Origin of the sequence: Pandoraea sp. XY-2, from assembly GCF_004193915.1 — a bacterium.
Lineage (GTDB): Bacteria > Pseudomonadota > Gammaproteobacteria > Burkholderiales > Burkholderiaceae > Pandoraea > Pandoraea cepalis.
In genome coordinates, this window is the sequence record NZ_CP030849.1 from 2,094,422 (window position 1) to 2,116,656 (window position 22,235).

The 22,235-nt window shown below is 63.9% G+C and carries 16 protein-coding genes and 1 pseudogene; 9 read left to right on the forward strand and 8 right to left on the reverse strand.

Annotation, left to right across the window (positions count from 1 at the left end; translation table 11 throughout):
* Positions 1–49 precede the first annotated feature (49 nt).
* The gene (locus DRB87_RS09585) at positions 50–1,066 is read right to left on the reverse strand and encodes a zinc-binding alcohol dehydrogenase family protein (RefSeq protein ID WP_130025727.1); all 1,017 of its coding nucleotides are present in this window, start codon (positions 1,064–1,066) and stop codon (positions 50–52) included.
* A gap of 137 nt (positions 1,067–1,203) precedes the next feature.
* On the opposite strand from DRB87_RS09585, the pseudogene DRB87_RS09590 reads away from it, so the two are divergent.
* Positions 1,204–2,158 (forward strand): annotated as a pseudogene (locus tag DRB87_RS09590) (LysR family transcriptional regulator).
* Here the strand turns inward: DRB87_RS09590 and DRB87_RS09595 are convergent.
* Positions 2,146–2,580 carry a nuclear transport factor 2 family protein gene (locus DRB87_RS09595; RefSeq protein WP_130025728.1) on the reverse strand — a complete coding sequence of 145 codons (435 nt, stop codon included), beginning with the start codon at positions 2,578–2,580 and terminating at the stop codon, positions 2,146–2,148. The pseudogene DRB87_RS09590 and the gene DRB87_RS09595 overlap by 13 nt on opposite strands.
* A gap of 259 nt (positions 2,581–2,839) precedes the next feature.
* Complete coding sequence (fnr, locus tag DRB87_RS09600) at positions 2,840–3,568, reverse strand: fumarate/nitrate reduction transcriptional regulator Fnr (protein WP_130025729.1); 729 nt, start codon at positions 3,566–3,568, stop codon at positions 2,840–2,842.
* A 327-nt stretch (positions 3,569–3,895) separates the two neighbouring features.
* Here fnr and scpB point away from each other — a divergent pair, with 327 nt between their 5' ends.
* The 7 genes from scpB to truB all read left to right on the forward strand — a co-directional run bounded on the left by scpB (position 3,896) and on the right by truB (position 14,135).
* Positions 3,896–5,116 (forward strand): SMC-Scp complex subunit ScpB, encoded by a 1,221-nt coding sequence (gene scpB, locus DRB87_RS09605; RefSeq protein WP_130025730.1) that lies wholly within the window; start codon positions 3,896–3,898, stop codon positions 5,114–5,116.
* A 153-nt stretch (positions 5,117–5,269) separates the two neighbouring features.
* Positions 5,270–7,093: a pseudouridine synthase gene (locus tag DRB87_RS09610; protein ID WP_370363811.1), complete on the forward strand. Its 1,824-nt coding sequence runs from the start codon at positions 5,270–5,272 to the stop codon at positions 7,091–7,093.
* A 460-nt stretch (positions 7,094–7,553) separates the two neighbouring features.
* Entirely contained in the window at positions 7,554–8,012 is a 459-nt protein-coding gene (rimP, locus tag DRB87_RS09615; RefSeq protein ID WP_017231557.1) for a ribosome maturation factor RimP, read from the forward strand.
* Positions 8,009–9,484, forward strand: a complete 1,476-nt coding sequence (gene nusA / locus DRB87_RS09620; protein ID WP_130025731.1) for a transcription termination factor NusA — start codon at positions 8,009–8,011, stop codon at positions 9,482–9,484. The genes rimP and nusA overlap by 4 nt, the downstream gene beginning before the upstream one ends.
* An 80-nt stretch (positions 9,485–9,564) precedes the next feature.
* Complete coding sequence (gene infB / locus DRB87_RS09625; protein ID WP_130025732.1) at positions 9,565–12,513, forward strand: translation initiation factor IF-2; 2,949 nt, start codon at positions 9,565–9,567, stop codon at positions 12,511–12,513.
* An 83-nt stretch (positions 12,514–12,596) separates the two neighbouring features.
* Entirely contained in the window at positions 12,597–13,031 is a 435-nt protein-coding gene (rbfA, locus tag DRB87_RS09630) for a 30S ribosome-binding factor RbfA (RefSeq protein ID WP_130025733.1), read from the forward strand.
* Positions 13,032–13,148: 117 nt separating this feature from the next.
* Positions 13,149–14,135 (forward strand): tRNA pseudouridine(55) synthase TruB, encoded by a 987-nt coding sequence (truB, locus tag DRB87_RS09635; RefSeq protein WP_130025734.1) that lies wholly within the window; start codon positions 13,149–13,151, stop codon positions 14,133–14,135.
* Positions 14,136–14,276: 141 nt separating this feature from the next.
* Here truB and DRB87_RS09640 read toward each other — a convergent pair whose 3' ends face one another.
* From DRB87_RS09640 to DRB87_RS09660, 5 genes are all read right to left on the reverse strand, one after another.
* Positions 14,277–14,771: an acyl-CoA thioesterase gene (locus DRB87_RS09640; protein WP_130025735.1), complete on the reverse strand. Its 495-nt coding sequence runs from the start codon at positions 14,769–14,771 to the stop codon at positions 14,277–14,279.
* A gap of 243 nt (positions 14,772–15,014) precedes the next feature.
* Positions 15,015–16,565, reverse strand: coding sequence for a DHA2 family efflux MFS transporter permease subunit (locus DRB87_RS09645; protein WP_130025736.1), 1,551 nt, complete (start codon positions 16,563–16,565; stop codon positions 15,015–15,017).
* A 35-nt stretch (positions 16,566–16,600) separates the two neighbouring features.
* The gene (locus tag DRB87_RS09650; RefSeq protein ID WP_130025737.1) at positions 16,601–17,836 is read right to left on the reverse strand and encodes an HlyD family efflux transporter periplasmic adaptor subunit; all 1,236 of its coding nucleotides are present in this window, start codon (positions 17,834–17,836) and stop codon (positions 16,601–16,603) included.
* A gap of 73 nt (positions 17,837–17,909) precedes the next feature.
* On the reverse strand, positions 17,910–19,427 hold the full coding sequence (locus tag DRB87_RS09655; RefSeq protein ID WP_130025738.1) for an efflux transporter outer membrane subunit: 1,518 nt from the start codon (positions 19,425–19,427) through the stop codon (positions 17,910–17,912).
* Positions 19,428–19,545: 118 nt separating this feature from the next.
* On the reverse strand, positions 19,546–20,055 hold the full coding sequence (locus DRB87_RS09660) for a MarR family winged helix-turn-helix transcriptional regulator (protein WP_130025739.1): 510 nt from the start codon (positions 20,053–20,055) through the stop codon (positions 19,546–19,548).
* A 298-nt stretch (positions 20,056–20,353) separates the two neighbouring features.
* On the opposite strand from DRB87_RS09660, the gene typA reads away from it, so the two are divergent.
* Positions 20,354–22,174: a translational GTPase TypA gene (gene typA, locus DRB87_RS09665; protein ID WP_017232304.1), complete on the forward strand. Its 1,821-nt coding sequence runs from the start codon at positions 20,354–20,356 to the stop codon at positions 22,172–22,174.
* Positions 22,175–22,235: the final 61 nt, after the last annotated feature.

The following is a 22,235-nucleotide window of genomic DNA, read 5'->3' on the forward strand; positions in this document are numbered from 1 at the left end:
TTTCGTTGCTGGCGCGCACGGCGGGAACCATGAGCGCCCCGCGCGCCGGTCAGAATCCGGCGAGCACGAGTTTGCCGATGGTGCGTCCGCCTTCGAGCTGCGCGTGGGCGCGGCGCAGGTTCGCCGCGTTGATCGGGCCCAGAACCTCGCCCACCGTCGTGCGCAGCGTACCCGCATCGACCCGGCGTGCCACTTCGGTCAGCAGCGTGTGCTGCGCGATCATGTCCGGCGTTGCGAACATGGCGCGCGTGAACATGAATTCCCAGACGAACGTGGCGCTCTTGTTTTTGAGCAGACCGATGTCGAGCGGACCTGCATTCTCCACGATGGAGCAGATCTTGCCTTGTGGGGCGACAACCTGCGCCATGGCGGGGAAATGCTCGTCGGTGTCGTTCAGGCACAGCACGAAATCCACCTGTGGCATACCGATCGACTGCAACTGCGCCGGAATGTCCTGGGTATGGTCGATCACGTGTTGCGCACCGAGCTGACGACACCAGTCGGCCGATGCCGGGCGCGACGCGGTAGCGACGATGTGCAGCTTGGCAAGGCGTCGCGCGAGCTGAATGGCGATCGAGCCGACGCCGCCGGCACCACCGACGATGAGGATCGACTTGCCCTCGTCGCCGCCGTCGGGAGCGATGCCAAGGCGGTCGAAAAGGGCTTCCCACGCCGTGATCGTCGTGAGTGGCAAGGCAGCCGCGCCCGCGAAGTCGAGCGACGTGGGCATGTGGCCGACGATGCGCTCGTCGACAAGATGGAACTCGCTGTTCGCGCCTGGGCGCGTGATGCTGCCCGCGTAGTACACCGGGTCGCCAACCTTGAAGAGGGTGACGTCCGGGCCGACGGCTGCGACGGTGCCCGCCGCATCCCACCCCAACACGCGCGGCGTGGCTTCGACCTTATCTTTCGGGGCGCGAACCTTGGTGTCGACCGGGTTCACGGAAATCGCCTCGACCTTGACCAGCAGGTCGCGCCCCGCGGGTGTTGGCGTCGGCAGTTCGATGTCTTCGAGCGACTTCGGGTCGTCAATCGGCAGGTAATGGGTCAATCCGACGGCTTTCATTTGCTTTCTCCTGAATATGCGGGGCGTCGCCGGAAGCGCGCCGGCGACGCCCCCGATGCGATAACGAGAGACTAAGACTAGTCGATTGCTTTGATAATTCGCATAATGCGGAAAAGATCTTTTGGAAAATCCATCAAATGGCATTGGACCTCGATACCGTGGCGTTGTTCGTGCGCGTGGCGGCGCTCGGGAATGTGTCGGCCGCGGGGCGCGAGCGAGGGCTGTCTCCGGCCACGGCCAGTACGCGCCTGACGCAACTCGAAGGCGCGCTCGGGCACGGTTGCTGCATCGAACGACACGCAGGGTGGCCCTCACGCAAGAGGGGGAAGCCTTTCTGCGAGAGGCGCAGACCTTGCTGGCGGCCGAGGCGCAAGCGATGGCAAGCGTTGGGCAGGGACACGCAGCGCCGCAGGGGCGTTTGCGGGTGTCATGCTCCTCGTCGTTCGGGCGTCAGCATGTTTCCCCCGCCTTATCGGCGTTCCTGGCGCGCTACCCGGGGATTTCGCTGGACTTCCGGCTCACGGATCGCGTCGTCGACCTGATCGAGGCAGGCATGGATCTCGCGATTCGCGTCGGGGCGTTGCGTGACTCCACGCTCGTTGCTCGCAAGCTCGCCCCGAATCGCCGGACATTGTGTGCGTCGCCCGCGTACCTCGCGGTGCACGGCGCGCCGAAGCACCCGGGCGAGCTTGCCGCGCACGATTGCCTGATCCTGGGGAGCAGCGCGATTGGCGGTTCGTGACGCCTGGTGGTCCGCTGAGCGTGCGTGTCGGCGGGCGTCTGGCGTCGGATAACGGGGAAGTGCTGCGCGACGCGGTTCTGGCGGGCCTGGGCATTGCGCTCAAGTCCACGTGGGACGTCGGCGCGCATCTGCGCAGCGGCGCGCTGGTGCCGGTGTTGCCCGCCTATCCGCTCGCGGAGGAGGTGGCGATCTGGGCCGTCTACCCGAGCCGGGCGTTCGTGCCGCCGAAAACCCATGCGCTGATCGAATTCCTGCAGGCGCGCTTTGGGCCGACGCCGTATTGGGATGACGGCGATGCCCGTCGGCCGGCCTATCGAGGCCGTAACGCGACGAAGCGTCAGTGCAGGTGATGGGGCCGCGTGAGTTGTGCGCCGGCGTCCTCGTGACCGATCGCCGGGCTGGCGTGGTGAAGCACAAGGCGCCAGCCATCGGCTTCCTTCATGTAGACGTTCGTGGCGAGCACGAAGGCGTAACGGGCTTCGGGACGGGTCTCGACCTGTACCTGTTCCAGCACGTTATGGACCGCGCACAGCGGATTGCGCGCGACCTGGAGATGACTGGCCGTGACGTGCAATCCGTCCTTGGCAAGGATCTGCCGCCAACTCTCGCGAACCGCCGCCGGGCCGACGTGGCGGGGTCCTGCCGGGTGAATGCAGACGATTTCCTCGTCTTCCGACCAGACGTCCATCAGCGTATCGGTATCGCCGGCGCGCAGTGCTTCGTAGTAGGCGCGCTCGGCGTCTTCCGGACTGAGAAAAATGGCAGCGGGCATAACGGCAGCCTCCGACGGGGTGGAGCGCCAGACAATGAGGGGCGCCTGGAGAACGCGCCGATTATGGAGCGTTTGCCGGGGCTTGTCGAACGTAGGGAGGGCGAAATCGCGCCATCGCGCGCGACGCTTGATCTGGCGCAACACGACGCGGGTGCGGGGCCGTTAGCGTATCGCTAACCTGCGAGGCAGCGATGACGGGTGACGGCGCACTGGCGGGATCTTCGGCTGCGGGGACGCTCGTGCATCCCCGTTGGGGGTGTCAGCAGGAAACGCCGGCGAGTTCGTGCAGCGCGGCGGCGTCGATGATCTTGACGTGGCGCTGCCGGATTTCGATCATGCCGTTTTGCGCAAAGCGAGAAAACAGTCGGCTGACCGTTTCAAGCTTGAGGCCGAGGAAACTTCCGATTTCTTCGCGGCTCATGCGCAGCACGAATTCATGGGCGGAGTAACCGCGCGCGGACAGCCGCTCGGACAGGTTGAGCAGGAAGACAGCCAGCCGTTCCTCGGCGCGCATGGTGCCGAGCGCGAGCAGTTGCTGGTGCTCGTTGCGGATTTCCTGACTCATCAGGCGGTGCAGCTGGCGCTGGAGCGACGGCACCTGACGCGACAGCGTCTCCAGTTCGCCGAAGCGGGCGATGCACAGCTCACTGTCTTCGAGCGCGATGGCGGTGCTCGGGTGATGGTGGTCAGCAATGGCGTCCAAGCCGATGAGTTCGCCCTGGAGGTGGAAGCCGACGACTTGCTCGCGGCCGTCGGGGGCCGTGACGCAGCTTTTGAGCGAGCCGAACCGAATGCCGTAGACGGCGTGCAGATCGTCGTTCGCGTGGTAGAGCACTTCGCCTTTCTTGAGGCGGCGGCGCTCGCTTACCAGTGCATCAAGTTGTTCCAGTTCGGGTTCCGGAATGCCGACCGGCAAGCAGAATTGCCCGAGCGAACATGTGGAACAGCGGGGCTGAGCGATGGGAGTGCGACCGATCTCTGTGGTCATGAGGGCCCCTGAAGTTTTTTGGAGAGTCTATCATGGCGCGTTGACCTATCGTTTTCCCTTTCCGCACGTCGGAATGTCGACGAGGCTTTACGGGCGTCGGTGTTTCAGTAATAATTGCGCACATACCGGACGTCCGTCTCGCCGCACAATCGGCCTGGGCGTTTTCCCGGCAGGTCGTTTCGAAGCATTCAGGTCGCGCCGCCGTCACTACGACCGAACACAATCGGGCGCGCGCTTATGCGAAGCGGTTATGACCGTTTCTCGTGTTCCAAGCATCCATTTATTCCTGATACCGGGTCGCCAAGCCCCCGGTCTGCTTAGTCGCACATGAATACCCAAGAGGCGAAACTCGTCCTCGAGACCGCGTTGATTTGCGCGCAGGAGCCGCTCAAGGTCGGCGATCTGCGCAAGCTCTTCAATGACGCTGTGTCTGGCGACACGGTGCGCGCGCTGCTCGAGGAAATCCGCGTGCAATGGGATGGCCGAGGCGTGGAATTGGTGGCGTTGGCCACCGGCTGGCGTTTCCAGAGCCGTCCGCGCATGCGTGAATACCTTGATCGCCTGAATCCAGAGAAGCCGCCGAAGTATTCGCGAGCGGTGATGGAGACGCTGGCGATCATCGCGTACCGTCAACCGGTCACGCGCGGCGATATCGAAGAGATTCGCGGCGTGACGGTCAACACGCAGATCATCAAGCAACTCGAGGATCGAGGCTGGATCGAGGTGATCGGGCATCGAGATGTGCCGGGACGCCCGGGTCTGTACGCAACGACCAAGGACTTTCTCGACGATCTGGGGCTGCGGGCGCTCGATGCGTTGCCGCCGCTCGAAGATCCGGCCGCACAGGCGCAGATCGACTTGCTCGCGCAGCAGAACATCGAATTCGGCGAGCGTGCCGAGGCCGACGCGGGGGACGACGCGACGTCTGATGACGTGCCTGTCGCCGATGCGCAAGCGCTGGCACGTCTGGCGCAAGCGCGTGCCGACGACTTGCCGCTTGCACAAGGGCTGCCCGAAGATCGGCGCCCGGTGCCGGTCGTGGGCGACGGGCCGACGGAAGACGCGTTGCTCGACGCCGTGATGGCGGAAGGCGAAGGCGATGATGGGGTGACAGTCCCGGTCGAGGCGCCGGCGGAGATTGCGCCGGCAGACGCTGAACGGGCATCGCTCGCGGAACTCGCGGGCGCGGCGCACGTCAGTGAGCAGGTCGTTGCGGCGCTTGACGACGCGACGCAAGCGACGTCTGGCGACGGCGAGGCAGACCGAGGGCCGGTGTCCTCCCATTCTGCATTGTCGGTGGAGGTCGCGCAGGACAAGGAATTTTCCGAAGAATCGGAGTCTGCGGTGTCGGTCGGCGACGATCCGCCGCAAGATGCGCAGGAGGTAGCGACGTCGGCGGCAGATCCCGCCGCGTTGGTAACACAAGAGGTTTCCCCGCACGCTGCCGACTCGGCAGCGAACGAACCCGCCACCGGGCAGCGCCTGTCCGGTGAGGGCGATGACGACGAGAGCGACGGGGACGACAAGAGTCTCGTCACGGGCACCTGAGGCGTCGGCGCATCGCGTCGCGCGCACCAGCAGGGCCGTTAGCGATAAGAACGAAGTCGCGGCAAGCATTTGCCGCGCATTCATGGTGCGAACACGGATCGGGGCAGCCATTTACGCCTGCCCGCGACGATCCCGTTTTCCAATGAGGTTGTGTTGAAACAAATCGAAGAATCCCAGGACCTGCACGCACGCGATGCGGGTGCCGAAGCCCGTGCGCCGGAAGGCGAGGGCGGCGACGAAAAAGCATCGCGTCGTGGCTTGCGCCGTGGTCCGCGCAGTCTGATTGCCCGCCGTCGTGCGGCTCAGCAATCCAAGCGTGAAGGCGACGACGGCGGCGCAGGTGAATTTGCCGCATCGGACATCCCGCGCGGGGAACCGAACGGCGATGCGCCGCAAGCGCAAGCGTTGGGCGCCGACGGTGCGCCGTTGGCCGCTCAGGCGCGAGGCCGCAATGCCGCACCCCGTAAGCCGCGCAGCGGCAAGCGTGACGGTGCCGCACAGTCCTCGCCGCCGGCGCAGTCGGCGCAAGGCGATGGCAGCGCAGCCAGCGGTCATGGTGCGACGCCGACAGGCAGGGCGCCGCAGGGTGCCAAGGGCCGTGGTCGCAAGGAGTCGACGGGCGGTGCCCGGGGCGGCGCAGGTGTCGGTGGCGGCAAGGGCGGCAAGGGGGGCAAGGCGCCTAAGGGCGGTGACGACGATCTGTTCGCGTTCGTGACGTCGGGTGGCTTCGATAGCGACGAGTCCGAAGGCGATGCCAAGGCGGCTGCCAAGCGCGGCCGCCGCCCGGCCGACCGTCGCGTTCTGTCGCCGGACGATGAGGCGCCCAAGCTGCACAAAGTGCTGGCCGAGGCCGGGATGGGATCGCGTCGCGAGATGGAAGAGCTGATTCTCGCCGGGCGCGTGTCGGTCAACGCCGAGCCCGCGCACATCGGTCAGCGCATTCTGCCGACCGATCAGGTCCGCATCAACGGCAAGCTCGTCAAGCGTCGCATCACGAGCAAACCGCCGCGCGTGCTGCTCTATCACAAGCCGTCGGGCGAGATCGTCAGTCATTCCGATCCGGAAGGCCGCGCGTCGGTATTCGATCGTTTGCCGCCGATGAAGACGGCCAAGTGGCTCGCCGTTGGACGCCTGGACTTCAACACGGAAGGCCTGCTGATCCTCACGACGTCGGGCGATCTGGCGAATCGGTTCATGCATCCGCGTTATGGCATCGAGCGTGAATATGCCGTGCGTACCGTGGGGCAATTGAGCGAGGCGTCGCGTCAGCAACTGCTGCGTGGCATCGAGCTGGACGATGGCAAAGCCAATTTCCTGCGGTTGCAGGACGGCGGTGGCGAAGGGTCGAATCACTGGTATCACGTAGCGTTGACCGAAGGTCGCAACCGCGAAGTGCGTCGCATGTTCGATGCGGCGGGCCTGATGGTGAGTCGTCTGATCCGTACGCGTTACGGCCCGCTGACGCTGCCGCGCGGTCTCAAGCGCGGCCGTTACGAAGAGCTGGACGAGGCGCAGGTGCGCTCCCTGTTCGCGACGGTCGGCATGAAGATGCCGGGCACCGGCTCGGACGACAAGGGCAGTGTGGGTGGTCGTGGCGGCAAAGCCGGCGCACCGAAAGAGCCGCGCCGTCAACCGGATCCGATGCAGACGGCCTTGGGCGTGTTCAGTCGCGAGCCGGGCCAGTCGCGCCGTCCCCGTCCCAATCCGCTGACGGCCTTCGTTGGTCCGAGCGGCGGCTACCCGGGGCAGTCGCCTTCGCCGCGAGGTGAGGGACGACGTTTCGGCGGTGGGAATTCGTCGGCAGGCGGCGGTGGTTTTGGCGGTCAGTCGCGCGGCGGTAACGGTGGTGGCGGCAACGGTAACGTCAATGGCAATCGCAGTCGTGGCGGCAACCGTGCTGGTGGAAGTGGTGGCGGCAATACGGGCGGTGGCAATCAAGGCAACCGTGGCAATCGCGGCGGCAACCGTTCGCGTTGATTTCGTTGGAACGCCCCTAGGGCGGACGGCGGCGGGCAGGGGTGCCAGCGTATTGCCCCTGGCCTGGCGTCCGCAATAATGGGCACGTTCGTTCGTTGGGCCCATCCTGCATGCGGCAATGCGGCAACGGCGCCCGTCCGGCGGGTTTTGGGGGCGCCAAGCGTTGCAAATCGGCCCAAAATCATATAAAATCAACGAATAAGCTGGTCCGCGTGCTGTGACTTCTGTTGCGGTGCGCACCTCATGCGCAATGAGGCTGTAAGAAATGGGCGTTTCGCCCATTTTTTTTTGCCGCGAGCGTTTTGCGCGCGGCCGATGCCGCCGCGTTCGGGAGTGGGTGTGCCGACACGGGTACGCCGGCCCGGACGGTCGAGGGCCGGTATCGTGCGGCGCCCCATGCGGGGCGCGCAGACCTGTCGGGCGCTGCTAATGCGCGCGAGTTTTTCTAGGGTGAGCAAAGTTGCAATTGCCAGAACTGATCGAGACCACGGTCGAAGGCCTGGGTTACGAGCTGGTCGATATTGAACGTGCCGGCGGTGGTTTGCTGCGCGTGTACATCGACAAGCCGGAAGGCATCGCGATCGATGACTGCGAGACGGTGAGCCGTCAGCTCTCGCATGTCCTGATGGTCGAGAACGTCAATTACGACCGACTCGAAGTGTCGTCACCGGGGCTGGATCGTCCGCTGCGCAAGCTGCGTGACTTCGAGCGTTTTGCCGGTGCGGAAGTGAGTCTTACGTTGCGTGTGCCGCTGGAAGGTCGCAAGCAGTTTCGCGGCATCCTGCAGGCACCGCAAGGTGAGAACTTGAGCCTGGAGTTCGAAGGCAAGGGCGGCCCGGCGCTGCTCGACTTCACCCTCGCGGATATTGACCGTGCGCGCCTAGTGCCGCAGATTGATTTTAGGAGTCGCAAACGATGAGTCGCGAAGTATTGCTGTTGGTCGATGCGCTCGCGCGCGAAAAGAACGTCGACAAGGACGTCGTGTTCGCCGCGCTTGAAGCAGCATTGGCCTCGGCCACCAAGAAGCGCTATGCCGAGGACGTCGACATTCGCGTACATATCGACCGCGAGTCGGGTGAGCACGAGAGCTTCCGTCGCTGGGTCGTGGTGCCGGACGAGGCGGGCCTGCAAGAGCCGGACAAGCAGGTTCTGGAGTTCGAGGCCAAGGAAGACGACCCGTCCATCGAGATCGGCGAGTTCGTGGAAGAACCCGTGGAGTCGGTCGAATTCGGCCGTATCGGTGCGCAGGCGGCCAAGCAGGTCATTCTGCAGCGCATCCGCGATGCCGAGCGCGAACAGATCCTCACGGACTTCCTGGATCGCGGCGAGAAGATCATGACCGGTGCGGTCAAGCGTCTCGACAAGGGCAACCTGGTCGTCGAGTCGGGGCGTGTCGAAGCGCTGCTACGTCGCGATCAACTGATCCCGAAGGAAAATCTGCGTATCGGCGACCGTGTCCGCGCGTACATCGCGAAGGTCGACCGCACGGCGCGCGGCCCGCAAATCGAGCTCTCGCGCACGGCGCCGGAATTCCTGATCGAACTGTTCGGCATGGAAGTGCCGGAAATCGAGCAGGGTCTGCTGGAGATCAAGTCGGCCGCTCGCGATCCGGGCGTGCGCGCCAAGATCGCCGTGGTGGCATATGACAAGCGTATCGATCCGATCGGCACCTGCGTGGGCATTCGCGGCACGCGCGTGCAGGCGGTGCGCAACGAGCTGGGCGGTGAGAACGTCGACATCGTGCTGTGGTCGGAAGACCCCGCGCAATTCGTGATCGGCGCGCTTGCGCCGGCGTCGGTGCAGTCGATCGTCGTGGACGAAGAAAAGCACAGCATGGATGTCGTCGTCGACGAGAACGAACTGGCGGTGGCGATCGGTCGCAGCGGTCAGAACGTGCGACTCGCATCGGATCTGACCGGTTGGCAGATCAACATCATGACGCCGGACGAGTCGGCCGAGAAGCAGAACGAGGAGCGTGGCACGTTGCGCTCGCTGTTCATGCAGCGTCTCGATGTGGATGAAGAAATGGCGGACATTCTGATCGAGGAAGGTTTCTCGAGCCTGGAAGAGATCGCCTACGTGCCTTTGAACGAAATGCTCGAGATCGAAGCGTTCGACGAGGACACGGTGCATGAGCTGCGCAATCGTGCGCGCGACGCCCTGCTGACACAGGCGATTGCCACCGAGGAGAGGGTCGAGGGCGTTGCGCTCGATCTCAAGAGCCTCGACGGTATGTCGCCTGAGTTGCTGGCCCAACTGGCCGAGCACGAAATTCAGACGCGCGATGATCTGGCCGAGCTGGCCGTCGACGAACTGACCGAGATGACCGGCGTCGACGAGGAAGCCGCGAAAGCCCTGATCATGAAAGCGCGAGAGCACTGGTTCCAATGATGACCTGCCCTGGCATGCATATGGAACAGTGAACTTTGAAGTTAACCGCAAGGCGCCTGGCCTTGCTTGAAGAGGTTTGAATGGCGAGCATCAACGTAGCCCAATTTGCTGCAGAACTCAAAATGCCGGCCGGCGTGTTGCTGGAGCAACTCAAAGCCGCCGGCGTGGAAAAACTCAGCGCCGACGATTCCCTGACGGAAGCCGACAAGGCCCGTCTGCTGGAGCACCTGCGCCGTTCGCACGGCGCCGGCGACGGCGACAAAAAGAAGATTACTCTGACGCGTCGCCAGACCTCGGAAATCAAGCAAGCCGACGCGACCGGTAAGGCGCGCACGATTCAGGTGGAAGTGCGCAAGAAGCGCACCTTCGTCAAACGTGACGACGTCGCGGAAGGCGCGGAGAGCGCGGCGGCTGCCGCCGAAGACGAAGCCCTGCGCCAGCGTGAAGAAGACGCGCGTCGCGAAGCGGAGCGTCTGGCGGCGGAAGCGGCTGAGCTCAAGCTGCGCCAGGAACAACTGGAGCGCGAGGAAGCCGAGCGTCGCGAGCGCGAAGAGAAGGAAGCCGCCGAGCGCCGTGCGCGCGAGGAAGCGGAGCGCGCCGCGGCGGCCAAGGCGGCCGACGAACAGAAGGCAAAGGCCGAAGCGAAGGTGGAGGCCCGGGTCGACGTCGAAGCCGAGAAGGTGTCCAAGGCCGACGCCGAAAAGGCGGAGCAAGCCGAGAAGGCGGCAGCGGCCAAGGCCGAAGCCGAGCGCGAGCAGGCCCGCAAGGCCAGCGAGGAAGCGCGCGCGGCCGCCGAGAAGGCGAGCGCGGCGGCCGACAAGGCCCGTGCCGAAGAGGAAGCGATTCGCAAGCGCCGTGCGGCGGCAGAAGCCGAAGCGCGTGCAATTCGCGAAATGCTGAACGCGCCGCGTCGCGTGCTCAAGGCGCCGGAGCCGGCACCTGCCGCGCCGGCGGCTGCAGCCAAGCCGGAAGCGAAGGGTACCCTGCACAAGCCGGCCAAGCCGGAAGGTGCCGCGTCGGCCAAGCCGGCGGACAAGAAGCCGGCGGCAGCCGCTCCGGCCTCGACGACCGCGGGCGCCGCCGACAAGAAGGACAAGAAGCCAGGCGCGTGGCAGAAGGATGCCGATAACCGCAACAAGCGTGGCGGCATGAAGACGCGCGGCGACACGAGCGGTGGTTCGGATGGTTGGCGTGGCGGTGGCCGTGGCGGCCGTCGTGGCGACCGTCATTCGCAGGACGATCGTTCGTCGTTCCAGGCCCCGACCGAGCCGGTCGTGCGTGATGTTCACGTGCCGGAAACGATCAGCGTGGGCGATCTGGCGCACCGGATGTCGGTGAAGGCCTCGGAAGTCATCAAGCTGATGATGAAGATGGGCCAGATGGTGACCATCAACCAGGTGCTCGATCAGGAAACGGCCATGATCGTGGTGGAGGAGCTTGGCCACCGCGCGATCGCCGCAAAGCTGGACGATCCGGAAACGCTGCTGGCGCTGGGCAACGATGCGACGGAAGGCGAAGCGCTGCCGCGTCCGCCGGTGGTGACGGTGATGGGTCACGTCGACCACGGCAAGACCTCGCTGCTGGACTACATCCGTCGCGCCAAGGTGGCGGCGGGCGAAGCCGGCGGTATTACGCAGCACATCGGTGCGTATCACGTCGATACGCCGCGCGGTACGGTGACGTTCCTCGACACGCCGGGTCACGAAGCCTTTACGGCCATGCGGGCTCGCGGTGCGCAGGCCACGGACATCGTGATTCTCGTGGTCGCGGCGGACGATGGCGTGATGCCGCAGACGAAGGAAGCCATTGCGCACGCCAAGGCGGCCGGTGTGCCGATCGTGGTGGCGATCAACAAGATCGACAAGCCGGATGCGAATCTGGACCGCGTGAAGCAGGAACTCGTGGCCGAGGGCGTGGTGCCGGAAGAATACGGCGGTGAATCGCCGTTCGTGCCGGTATCGGCGAAGACGGGCGCGGGCATCGACGATCTGCTCGAGAACGTGCTGCTGCAGGCGGAAGTGCTGGAGCTGAAGGCGCCGGCGGAAGCCGCGGCCAAGGGTATCGTGATCGAAGCGAAGCTGGACAAGGGTAAGGGTCCGGTGGCGACGATTCTGGTGCAGTCGGGCACGCTGCGTCGCGGCGACATGGTGCTGGCCGGTCAGGCCTACGGCCGTGTGCGTGCGATGCTGGACGAAACCGGCAAGAACGCGAAGGAAGCGGGTCCGTCGATCCCGGTGGAAATTCAGGGTCTGTCGGAAGTGCCGGGCGCGGGTGAAGAAGTGCTCGTGGTCCAGGACGAACGCAAGGCCCGTGAAATCGCACTGTTCCGTCAGGGCAAGTTCCGCGACGTGAAGTTGGCCAAGCAGCAGGCCGCGAAGCTCGAGAACATTTTCGAGCAGATGGCCGAAGGCGAAGTCAAGTCGCTGCCGCTGATCATCAAGGCCGACGTGCAGGGTTCGCAGGAAGCGTTGGCGCAGTCGCTCAACAAGCTCTCGACGCCGGAAGTGCGTGTGCAGATCGTGCACGCCGCGGTGGGTGGCATCAGCGAAAGCGACGTCAACCTGGCAACGGCTTCGAAGGCGGTCATCATCGGCTTCAACACGCGCGCCGATGCGCTGGCACGCAAGCTGGCCGAGTCGAACGGTATCGACATTCGCTACTACAACATCATTTATGATGCCGTGGACGAAGTGAAGGCGGCAATGTCGGGCATGCTGTCGCCGGAGAAGAAGGAAGTGATCACGGGTCTCGTCGACGTGCGCCAGACGTTCAGCGTGCCGAAGATCGGGAAGGTCGCCGGCTGTATGGTGCTCGACGGCTTCGTCAAGCGTTCGTCGCATGTGCGTGTGTTGCGCGACAACGTCGTCATCTTCACGGGCGAGCTGGATTCGCTCAAGCGCTTCAAGGATGACGTGAAGGAAGTCAAGTCCGGCTTCGAGTGCGGTCTGTCGGTGAAGAACTTCAACGACATCACGGAAGGCGACCAACTGGAAGCGTTCGAAATCACGGAAGTTGCGCGCTCGCTGTAACGCGATTTGCACAATGAATGTGGAATGGCCCACCAAGCCGGGAAACCGGTGGGGTGGGCCATTGCATTACTAGCGAGTTTGTCATGGCAAAGAAACGTGGTGTTCCGGGTCGAAACCTTCGCATCAACGATCAGATCCAGCGCGATCTGTCGGAGTTGATTCAGCGCGAGGTGAAGGACCCGCGTATTGGTCTGGTGACGCTGCAAAGCGTGGAAGTGACACCCGACTATGCGCATGCAAAGGTATTTTTCACGACGCTCACCGGCGAGCCGAAGGCGACCGGTGAGGCGCTCAACGAGGCAGCGGGCTTCCTGCGCAATCTGCTGTTCAAGCGGTTGCACATTCACACGGTGCCGACGTTGCATTTCCACTTCGACCAATCGATCGAACGTGCGATCGAGATGTCGCGACTGATCGATACGGCGAACGCGACGCGAGCAAGCGACGAAGCGAGCGACGGCGTCGTCGAAGAAGACGCGCACAGCCACAAGGAAGACGACGGCAAGTCCGTCGATTGACGATGCCCCGTGCCGGGCGGCCCGATGGGCCTGCCCGGCGGTGCGGCACGACCTTTGCACTTGCGATGAGTGCCAGGGTTTGAATTCCACAAGACTCTCTCAAGCACTCTGCGCATCATGACGGACCCGCGTTCGCAGGCACCCCGCCAAAAACTTCCCCGTTTCGCGCTCGATGGCGTGTTGCTCCTGGACAAGCCGCTGGGCTTGTCATCCAACGACGCGCTGATCCGTGCCAAGCGATTGTTGCAGGCGTTGAAGGCGGGGCATACCGGCACGCTCGATCCGTTGGCGACCGGTCTGTTGCCGCTTTGCTTCGGCGAGGCGACGAAGTTCTCGCAGGACTTGCTCGACGCCGACAAGACCTATGAAGCGCTGGTGCGTCTTGGCGAGACGACGACCACCGGCGACGCAGAGGGCGAGGTGTTGCAAACGCGCCCTGTGACGGTGGACGAAGCGGCGATTCGCGCGGTGCTGCCACGCTTCACGGGGCCGATCTCGCAGGTGCCGCCGATGTATTCGGCACTCAAGCGAGACGGCAAGCCGTTGTACGAATATGCGCGCGCGGGGCAGACCCTCGAGCGCGAAGCGCGCGCGGTCACGATTCACGCGTTGGAGATGACAGCGTGCGCGTTGCCGGCCGTCGCCGAGTTCTCGTTTCGCGTGACTTGCAGCAAAGGCACGTACGTGCGGACGTTGGCCGAAGATATCGGTGAGGCGCTGGGCTGCGGCGCGCATTTGCGCGCGCTGCGCCGCACGGCCGTCGGTCCGCTCACGCTCGACGGCGCGGTGACGCTGGAAGATTTGGGGGCGCTCGATCACGCGCAACGTGTGCAGAGGCTGGCACCGGTCGATGCGTTGCTCAAGACGCTGCCGACGATCTGGCTCGACGAAACGCTCGCCAGGCGGTTCAGCCACGGACAACGTCTGCGTCTGGACGAGGTGCGCTGTCCTCAGGCGCTGCGCGCGTGCGCCGGCGCATCCGAGGCGATCGAGGTGAAGGTGTATGCCGAAGCCGATGGCGACGCCGCCGCGCGGTTGCTGGGCGTTGCGCGACTCGATGGCGAGGCGCTGCTCACGCCGCAACGGCTCTTGAAGACCCAGTAAGCGAAGTCATCGCAGCAAGCGCAGTCGGCGCCGTTCAGCCGCGGCCAGCCGATGTTGCGACGAGCCACATGCTCGCGCGCCTCGTCGGTTCCCGAGGGGCGCACCTCGCGCCATTCAGCGGTCGGGCGACCGCCGTCGACCTCAGTGGGCGACGTTCTCCGGCTTGAGTTCCACGATGGCGTCCAGCGCTGCCTTGACGTCCATCGCGTACTTGGCCAACGCTTTCTGCTCGTCCGTTTTCGGTTCGAACGACGGAATGCCGACCGGGTGATTGCTCTCATCGACGGCGACGAACACCATCAGGCAATCGGTCGTCTGACGCAGCTCGCCCCACTTGGGATCGCCCGCGTGCACCGAGACATGGATGTGCATGCTGGTGCGCCCGGTGGCCACGATACGCGCACGCAGTTCCACCAGATTGCCCACCAGAATCGGACGGCGGAAGCGGATGTTGCCGACACTGACCGTCACGCAATAGCGACCCGACCAGGTGGCTGCGCAGGCATAGGCCACTTCGTCGATCCATTTCATCAGCGAGCCCCCATGCACCTTGCCGCCGAAATTGACGGCGGCCGGTTCGGCCAGAAAGCGGAAAGTGACTTCTGAGCGTTCGTTCGGGTTCTGCGGGGTCGTCATGATGTTGGTTTGGGCTGGGGATGTGACATTCCCGAGCGTCGTGCGGTATTCCGGTATCGCGTCGGGGAGTGCGCCATCATACTTCGATTGCGTAGTCGTTGCCGACGCGCGTCGCGAATCAACTTCACTGTTATGCGTTGCGCGCATCGTCGGCGTGGCCAAAAAAAACCCCGCTAACGTCAGCGGGGTTCGAGAGGTGTCCGGCTGCACAGGGCAGGGCCAGACACTGGGGAAGACTTCGCTTCAATGCGCGCCGGCCGCGGCGCCGGCACCGCCGCCGCCCTTCATCGGCCGCGTGATCCATACCATCGAGATCATCAGCACGAACAGCAGCGCCGAGATCCAGAAAATATCGTTCGCGCCGAGCATCGCCGATTGCTGCGTGACCAGACGGTCGATGTAACCGTTGGCCTGGGGTGTGCTCATGCCGAGTTGATTCAGGGTCTGCACGGACGCGTTGTACGTCGGGTTGTAGGGCGTCAAATGCTCCGTCAACTGCGCATGGTGCAGGATGATCCGGTTCTCCCACACGGTCGTCGCAATCGACGTACCCACCGCACCGCACGTGATCCGCACGAAGTTGGACAGCCCCGCTGCCGCCGGAATACGACTCGGCGGCAACCCGGACAGGATGATCGCGGTGAGCGGGATGAAGAACATCGACATCGGCACGCCCTGCAGGAACGTCGGAATCATCAGCGTGCGCGTATCGACGAGCGTATTGAAGTGCGAACGCATCAGGAACACCAGCGCGAACAGCAGGAACGAGACGGTCACGACCCAACGGGCATCGAGCTTGGGCAGCGTTTTACCGATCACTGGCGAGAGCAGGATGGCGAACAGGCCCACCGGTGCTAGCACCAGGCCGGCCTCCGTCGCGGTATAGCCGAGATGGATTTGCAGCCACTGCGGCAGAATCACCAGGTTCCCGAAGAACAGGCCGTAACCCACCGAGATCGCCACCACACCACCGGTAAAGTTGATCCGCTTGAAGAGCGTCAGATCGACCACCGGATGTTCCTCGGTAATTTCCCAGATGACGAAGAAACAGAACGACACCAACGCCACCAACGCCAGCACGACAATCGTCGACGAATTGAACCAGTCGAGTTCCTTGCCCTTGTCCAGCATCACTTGCAGCGAGCCGACCCACAACACGAGCAAGGCCAGCCCGACGGTATCGATCGGCTTGCGTTGGGTGGGCGTTTCACGCTTGGCATAGATCAGCCAGGTGGCGTAAGCGGCGCCAATGCCGACCGGGATGTTGATATAGAAGATCCAGGGCCAATGGTAGTTGTCCGAGATCCAGCCGCCGAGAATCGGGCCCATCACGGGGGCGACCAGCGTCGTCATGCCCCATAGCGCGAGCGCCATCGAACTCTTCGCGCTCGGATAGCTGGAGAGCAGCAGCGATTGCGAGAGCGGGATCATCGGACCGGCCACCGCACCTTGCAACACACGGGCCGCCAGCAGGAATTCGAGCGTGGGCGCCATGCCGCACAGCCACGATGCCAGCACGAACAGCAGGATCGACGAAATGAACAGCCGCACCGCGCCGAAGCGCTCGGTCAGCCAGCCCGTGAGCGGCACCGAGATGGCGTTGGCCACGGCGAACGACGTAATCACCCACGTCCCCTGACTCGACGAGACGCCAAGGTCGCCGGAGATGGCGGGAATCGATACGTTGGCAATCGAGGTGTCGAGCACGTTCATGAACGTGGCGAGCGACAACGCGATGGTGCCGAATACCAACTGGCTCCCCGTCAGGGGACCAGGAGCGTTTTGAGTTGCCATGAGATGTCAAAGGGGTGGGGGCCACCCCCTCCGCTTTACAGGGGACGTGCGCGAGCCGGCTGGTTGCGCGTGTCGCTGGCGCCGTTTGCACCTGAGGCAGCCGCGGCACCGGCGTTTTCGGTGATGATCTTGGCGACGATATCGTCGGCGTCATGACCCACCTTGTCGTACACATCGGTGGCGTACACCGGCAGAGCCGGCGCTTCCCCCAGTTCCTTGCCGTCCGTATTGCGCACGTCGACCTTGACCTGCATCGACAGGCCGACACGCAGCGGATGTTGCTGCAACTGCTTCGGATCGAGTGCGATACGCACCGGCAGACGCTGCACGACCTTGATCCAGTTGCCCGTCGCGTTTTGCGCCGGCAGCAGCGAGAACGCGCTGCCCGTGCCTGCCGAAAAGCCCGCCACGGTGCCCTTGTATTCCACCGACGAACCGTACACGTCCGCCGTGAGCGTCACCGGCTGGCCGACGCGCATATGCGCGATCTGCACTTCCTTGAAGTTGGCATCGACCCAGACTTGATTGAGCGGCACCAGCGCCATGAGCGGCGCACCCGTCGCCACGCGCTGACCGACCTGCACGGAACGCTTGGCCACGTAGCCGTCGACCGGCGCCGGGATCGACGTGCGGGCGTAGTCGAGATACGCGGCGCGGACCTTGGCGGCGGCCTGCTGCACGTTCGGATGGGTTGTCACCGACGTCTTGTCCGTCAGCGCCCGGTTCGACACCCACTGCGCCCGGGCTTGCTCGAGTGACGCCTGTGCCGTCTTCACGGCGTCCTGGGCGTGGGCGAGTTCTTCGCGCGACACGGCACCCGTCGCAATCGCCATTTCACGGCGCTTCACGTCGGCTTGCGTCTTGGCCAATTCGGATTCGCGCATGGCCACGGTGGCGGCATAGGCGTCGTTGTTCACGAAGTACGTGCGCACCTGACGCACGGTTTGCGCCAGATTGGCCTCGGCTTGCAGCAGCGCGACGCGCGCGTCGGTCGGGTCGAGCGTGACCAGCGGCTGGCCGGCCTTGACCATTTGCGTGTCGTCGACCTTCACGCCGGTCACGGTCCCCGGCACCTGCGGGGTGATTTGCACCACATTGCCCGCGACATAAGCGTCGTCGGTGTCTTCGTAGAAGCGCGCATACAGCCCGTAATAGGCGCCGTAGGCGATGGCCGCGATCGCGATCACGGCCGTTAGCGTCAGCATCATGCGGCGGCGCTTGCCATTGGCCTGAGCCGGTTGGGCAGGCGTTTGTTGTTGGTTCTCGCTCATCATTCGCTCCGTACTAATCTCTTAATGTGCTTTGACGTTGTCTTGTCTGTTCTGTGTGATGTGCGGCGGTCGCTCAGTGCGTCTGCACGGCGTCGCCTTCGGCCTTGGCGGGGCGTTCCTGCCCCACGACGAGACCCGCCGCCTTGGCGTCGAAGCCACCGCCGAGCGCTTTGATCAAGCCGATCTGCTGGTCGCGGCGCGCACTTTCGATGTTCACGCGCGCCTGTTCCTGCGCCAGCAGCGACGACTCGGCGGCGAGCACGGTCAACTGCGGCGTGAGACCGGCCTTGTAACGGTCGATGGCCAGATCGTAGGCGCGTTGCGCGGCGTCTTGGGCCACGCGTTGCGAGACCATTTGCTTGTCCGCCGAGCGGATCGACGACATGCGATCCGCGATGTCGCCGAGTGCCTTGTTCAGCGTCGAGTCGTAGTTCGCCACCGCGCTTTCATAGGCCGCGTACTGCCCCTTCAAGTTGGCGCGCAGACGCCCGCCATCGAAGATCGGCAGCGAAATGACCGGACCGTACTGGATGTTCTGGCTGGTCGGATCGATCAGCTTGCCCAGTCCGAAGGTGGAAAAGCCAAAGGCGGCGTTCAGGTTCACGTCCGGGTAGAAGCGAGCCTTCGCGACGTCGATCCCCTTGAGCTGCGCTTCCACGCCCCAGCGGGCCGAGACGATATCGGGGCGACGGCCGAGCAGTGTGAGCGGCAGGTTGTCGGGCAGGGCGGGTGTCGCCAGTTGCGCGAGCGTCGGACGCGCAATGGCCAGACCGCGATCCGGCCCCTTGCCGAGCAACACGCCAAGTTGATGGCGGGTGAGCAGGATCTGGCCGTCGAGTTGGGCGATTTGCGTCTGAATGTCGGCGGTATTGCTCTCGGCCTGCTTCTGCTCGACTTGCGTGTCGAGACCGGCCCGCACACGGTCTGACGTCAGTTGCCCGAGGCGTTGGCGTTGCTTGCCGATGCGATCGAGCACGTCATGCTGTGCATATTGCTGGGCGAGCTGGTTATACGAACGCGCCACGGCGGTGGCCAGCGCGAGTCGCACTTCCTGGTCTTCGGCTTCTTCGGAGCGTTCGGCCGACGTGGCTTGCGCCCGTGCCGAGCGGTTCTTGCCCCACAGGTCGAGTTCCCACGACAACGAGGCCGTCAAGTCGCCCTGCGTGAACCACGTGCCGCCATAGCCCGGCGGGTAAATCGTGTTTTCGGTGAATTTCTCGCGATAGATGCTGCCCGAGGCATTGACTGCCGGAAGCAGCGCGGCCGCAGCGCCTTCGGTCTGCGCCTGCGCACCCTTCAGACGAGCGACCGCCATGGCCAGATCGGGGTTGCCGGCAAGGGCTTCGTCGATCAGCGAGACGAGTTGCGGATCGCCGAACCGCTTTGCCCAATCCGTGCCCGGCCACTGGCCGCCCTCGGCGGGCAGGCTGCGCTGGGTCTGATACTGATCGGGGGTACTGATCTGCTTGTCGCTGTGGATGCCGGCAAAATTCGCACAACCGGCAAACCCCAGTGTCACCGCCGCCAGACAGACGGCGGAAATGATGGAGCGGGCCCGCAGATGCGGGAGGAACGGTGAGGCCACTTTCATCGCAAAGCCTTTACGAGTGACGTTAGGCACCGACAATAATCGGAAACCGGGTGATGGCGAGTACCAGGAATAGTGGACTCGACATGCTTTTTTGGGGAGTCTTGAGGGGGCGTCGTCGTCATCCGGTTTCGCCGTTGGCGATTACGCGGCGCAGCAGGCTCTTCAGGAAACCCACTTCCTCTACGGAGAACCCGCGCATCAGATGATCGGCGGCACGCACGAAGATGTCCGGCATCCGGTCGGCCATGGCGTATCCGGCCTCGGTCGCACTCAGGTTCACCGTGCGGCGATCCATCTTGCTGCGCTCACGCACGAGCAGGCCTTGCGCTTCGAGCCGGTCGAGAAGGCGGGTGACAGCACTCGCATCGATACAGTAGTCGCGAGCCAGATCGGCCGCCGTCTTGCTCTTGCCCGTGGCCACCTTGTAAAGCATGGTCGCCTGGGTGCTCGTCAAGCCGTATTGCGACGTTTCGTTGGTCAGCTCGGCCAGGATCAACTGGCGCACGCGGGCGACAAGATACCCCAGGGAGTTGTCGATATCGTAGGTGCAGCGCGGAGGATCGCTCTGGGGAGCATCCGGCGGCGACGTCGGCGCGGCATCGGAAGTGGAAGCGGACGGATCGATCATTTTCGTGCTGCTGCAATAGTTGACTTGTCACGATTATAGCGGTTACTTAATTAATTTCAAGGCCATGCAATAGTTGACTAGGCAAATATTTCGATAGAAATTGGAGGCTAGGCTCTAAATTGCTGTGCGACGTGGAGGTCTGCGGGGGTGTGGCAGGGGAGTTGCAACTCGGCGAATGCGGCGTAGTTGACGTTCCCACGGAGGAGGCCATTGTTGCATCGCAGAAAGACCATGACGTGAGACACGCGCAAGTGGTAGAATCGCGGATTCTCCAAAGGCTTTTTTCGAGCACCTCTTCATGACCCGCGCTCTCCGTAACATCGCCATCATCGCGCACGTCGACCACGGCAAAACCACGCTCGTCGACCAACTGCTGCGCCAGTCGGGCACCTTCCGCGAAAACCAGCAAGTTGCTGAACGCGTGATGGACTCGAACGACATTGAAAAAGAGCGCGGCATCACGATCCTCGCCAAAAACTGCGCCGTCGAATACGAAGGCACGCACATCAACATCGTCGACACGCCGGGACACGCGGACTTCGGCGGTGAAGTGGAGCGTGTGCTTTCGATGGTCGACAGTGTGCTGTTGCTCGTCGACGCCGTCGAAGGCCCGATGCCGCAAACGCGCTTCGTGACCCGCAAGGCCCTCGGCCTCGGTCTGAAGCCGATCGTCGTGGTCAACAAGATCGACCGTCCGGGCGCGCGTCCGGATTGGGTGATCAACCAGACGTTCGACCTGATGGACAAGCTGGGTGCCACCGACGAGCAGCTCGACTTCCCGGTCGTCTACGCGTCGGCCCTGAACGGTTTCGCGAGCCTCGACTCCGATGTTCGCGAAGGCACGATGCGCCCGCTGTTCGACGCGATTCTTGAACACGTGCCGGTCCGCGAAGCCGATGTCGACGCCCCGCTGCAACTGCAGATCAGCTCGCTCGACTACTCGACATTCGTTGGCCGTATCGGTATCGGCCGTATTACGCGCGGTCGCATCAAGCCGGGCCAGCAAGTGGTGATGCGCTTCGGTCCGGAGGGCGAAGTCCTCAAGCGCAAGATCAATCAGGTGCTGACGTTCCGCGGTCTGGAGCGTGTGATGTCGGACGGCGCGGAAGCCGGCGACATCGTGCTGATCAACGGGATTGAAGACGTGGGTATCGGCGCAACGATTTGCGACGTTGACACGCCGGAAGCCTTGCCGCTGCTGACGGTGGACGAGCCGACGCTGACCATGAACTTCTGCGTGAACACGTCACCGCTGGCCGGCCGTGAAGGCAAGTTCGTGACGAGCCGTCAAATTCGCGACCGTCTGCACAAGGAACTCAACCACAACGTGGCGCTGCGCGTGAAAGACACCGCCGAAGATTCCGTCTTCGAAGTGTCGGGCCGTGGCGAACTGCACCTGACGATTCTCATCGAGAACATGCGTCGCGAAGGCTACGAACTGGCCGTGTCGCGTCCGCGCGTGGTGCTCAAGGAAATCGACGGCGTGAAGCATGAGCCGTACGAAATGCTGACCATCGACCTGGAAGACGATCACCAGGGCGCGGTCATGGAAGAAATCGGCCGCCGCAAGGGCGAAATGCTGGACATGGTGTCGGACGGCCGTGGCCGTACGCGTCTCGAGTACCGCATTCCGGCGCGTGGCTTGATCGGCTTCCAGGGCGACTTCCTGTCGATGACCCGCGGCACGGGCCTGATGAGCCACATTTTCGATGCTTACGCACCGCTCAAGGATGGCACACTGGGCGAGCGTCGCAATGGCGTTCTGATCTCTCAGGACGACGGCGCTGCCGTGGCCTACGCGCTGTGGAAGCTGCAGGATCGCGGCCGCATGTTCGTGTCGCCGGGCGACGCCCTGTACGAAGGCATGATCATCGGTATCCATAGCCGTGACAACGACCTAGTGGTCAACCCGATCAAGGGTAAGCAGCTCACGAACGTGCGCGCGTCGGGCACCGACGAAGCCGTGCGTCTGGTGCCGCCGATCTCGATGAGCCTCGAATACGCCGTGGAATTCATCGACGACGACGAACTGGTCGAAGTCACGCCGCAGACGATTCGCCTGCGCAAGCGCTACCTCAAGGAACATGAGCGCAAGCGCGCGTCGCGCGAAGAGAAGTAAAGCCGGCGAGGGTGTCGCGGCGTAGCGGAGAATCTTCTGTTACGTGCCGATGCCAATCTGT

Bases quoted from the DNA above. Each gene is read 5' to 3' on its own strand.
- truB (WP_130025734.1), top strand. From the start codon at position 13,149: ATGACGGACCCGCGTTCGCAGGCACCCCGCCAAAAACTTCCCCGTTTC.
- fnr (WP_130025729.1), bottom strand. From the start codon at position 3,568: ATGACCACAGAGATCGGTCGCACTCCCATCGCTCAGCCCCGCTGTTCC.
- DRB87_RS09640 (WP_130025735.1), bottom strand. From the start codon at position 14,771: ATGACGACCCCGCAGAACCCGAACGAACGCTCAGAAGTCACTTTCCGC.
- rbfA (WP_130025733.1), top strand. From the start codon at position 12,597: ATGGCAAAGAAACGTGGTGTTCCGGGTCGAAACCTTCGCATCAACGAT.
- DRB87_RS09645 (WP_130025736.1), bottom strand. From the start codon at position 16,565: ATGGCAACTCAAAACGCTCCTGGTCCCCTGACGGGGAGCCAGTTGGTA.
- nusA (WP_130025731.1), top strand. From the start codon at position 8,009: ATGAGTCGCGAAGTATTGCTGTTGGTCGATGCGCTCGCGCGCGAAAAG.
- DRB87_RS09660 (WP_130025739.1), bottom strand. From the start codon at position 20,055: ATGATCGATCCGTCCGCTTCCACTTCCGATGCCGCGCCGACGTCGCCG.
- DRB87_RS09650 (WP_130025737.1), bottom strand. From the start codon at position 17,836: ATGAGCGAGAACCAACAACAAACGCCTGCCCAACCGGCTCAGGCCAAT.
- typA (WP_017232304.1), top strand. From the start codon at position 20,354: ATGACCCGCGCTCTCCGTAACATCGCCATCATCGCGCACGTCGACCAC.
- scpB (WP_130025730.1), top strand. From the start codon at position 3,896: ATGAATACCCAAGAGGCGAAACTCGTCCTCGAGACCGCGTTGATTTGC.
- DRB87_RS09585 (WP_130025727.1), bottom strand. From the start codon at position 1,066: ATGAAAGCCGTCGGATTGACCCATTACCTGCCGATTGACGACCCGAAG.
- DRB87_RS09655 (WP_130025738.1), bottom strand. From the start codon at position 19,427: ATGAAAGTGGCCTCACCGTTCCTCCCGCATCTGCGGGCCCGCTCCATC.
- DRB87_RS09595 (WP_130025728.1), bottom strand. From the start codon at position 2,580: ATGCCCGCTGCCATTTTTCTCAGTCCGGAAGACGCCGAGCGCGCCTAC.
- infB (WP_130025732.1), top strand. From the start codon at position 9,565: ATGGCGAGCATCAACGTAGCCCAATTTGCTGCAGAACTCAAAATGCCG.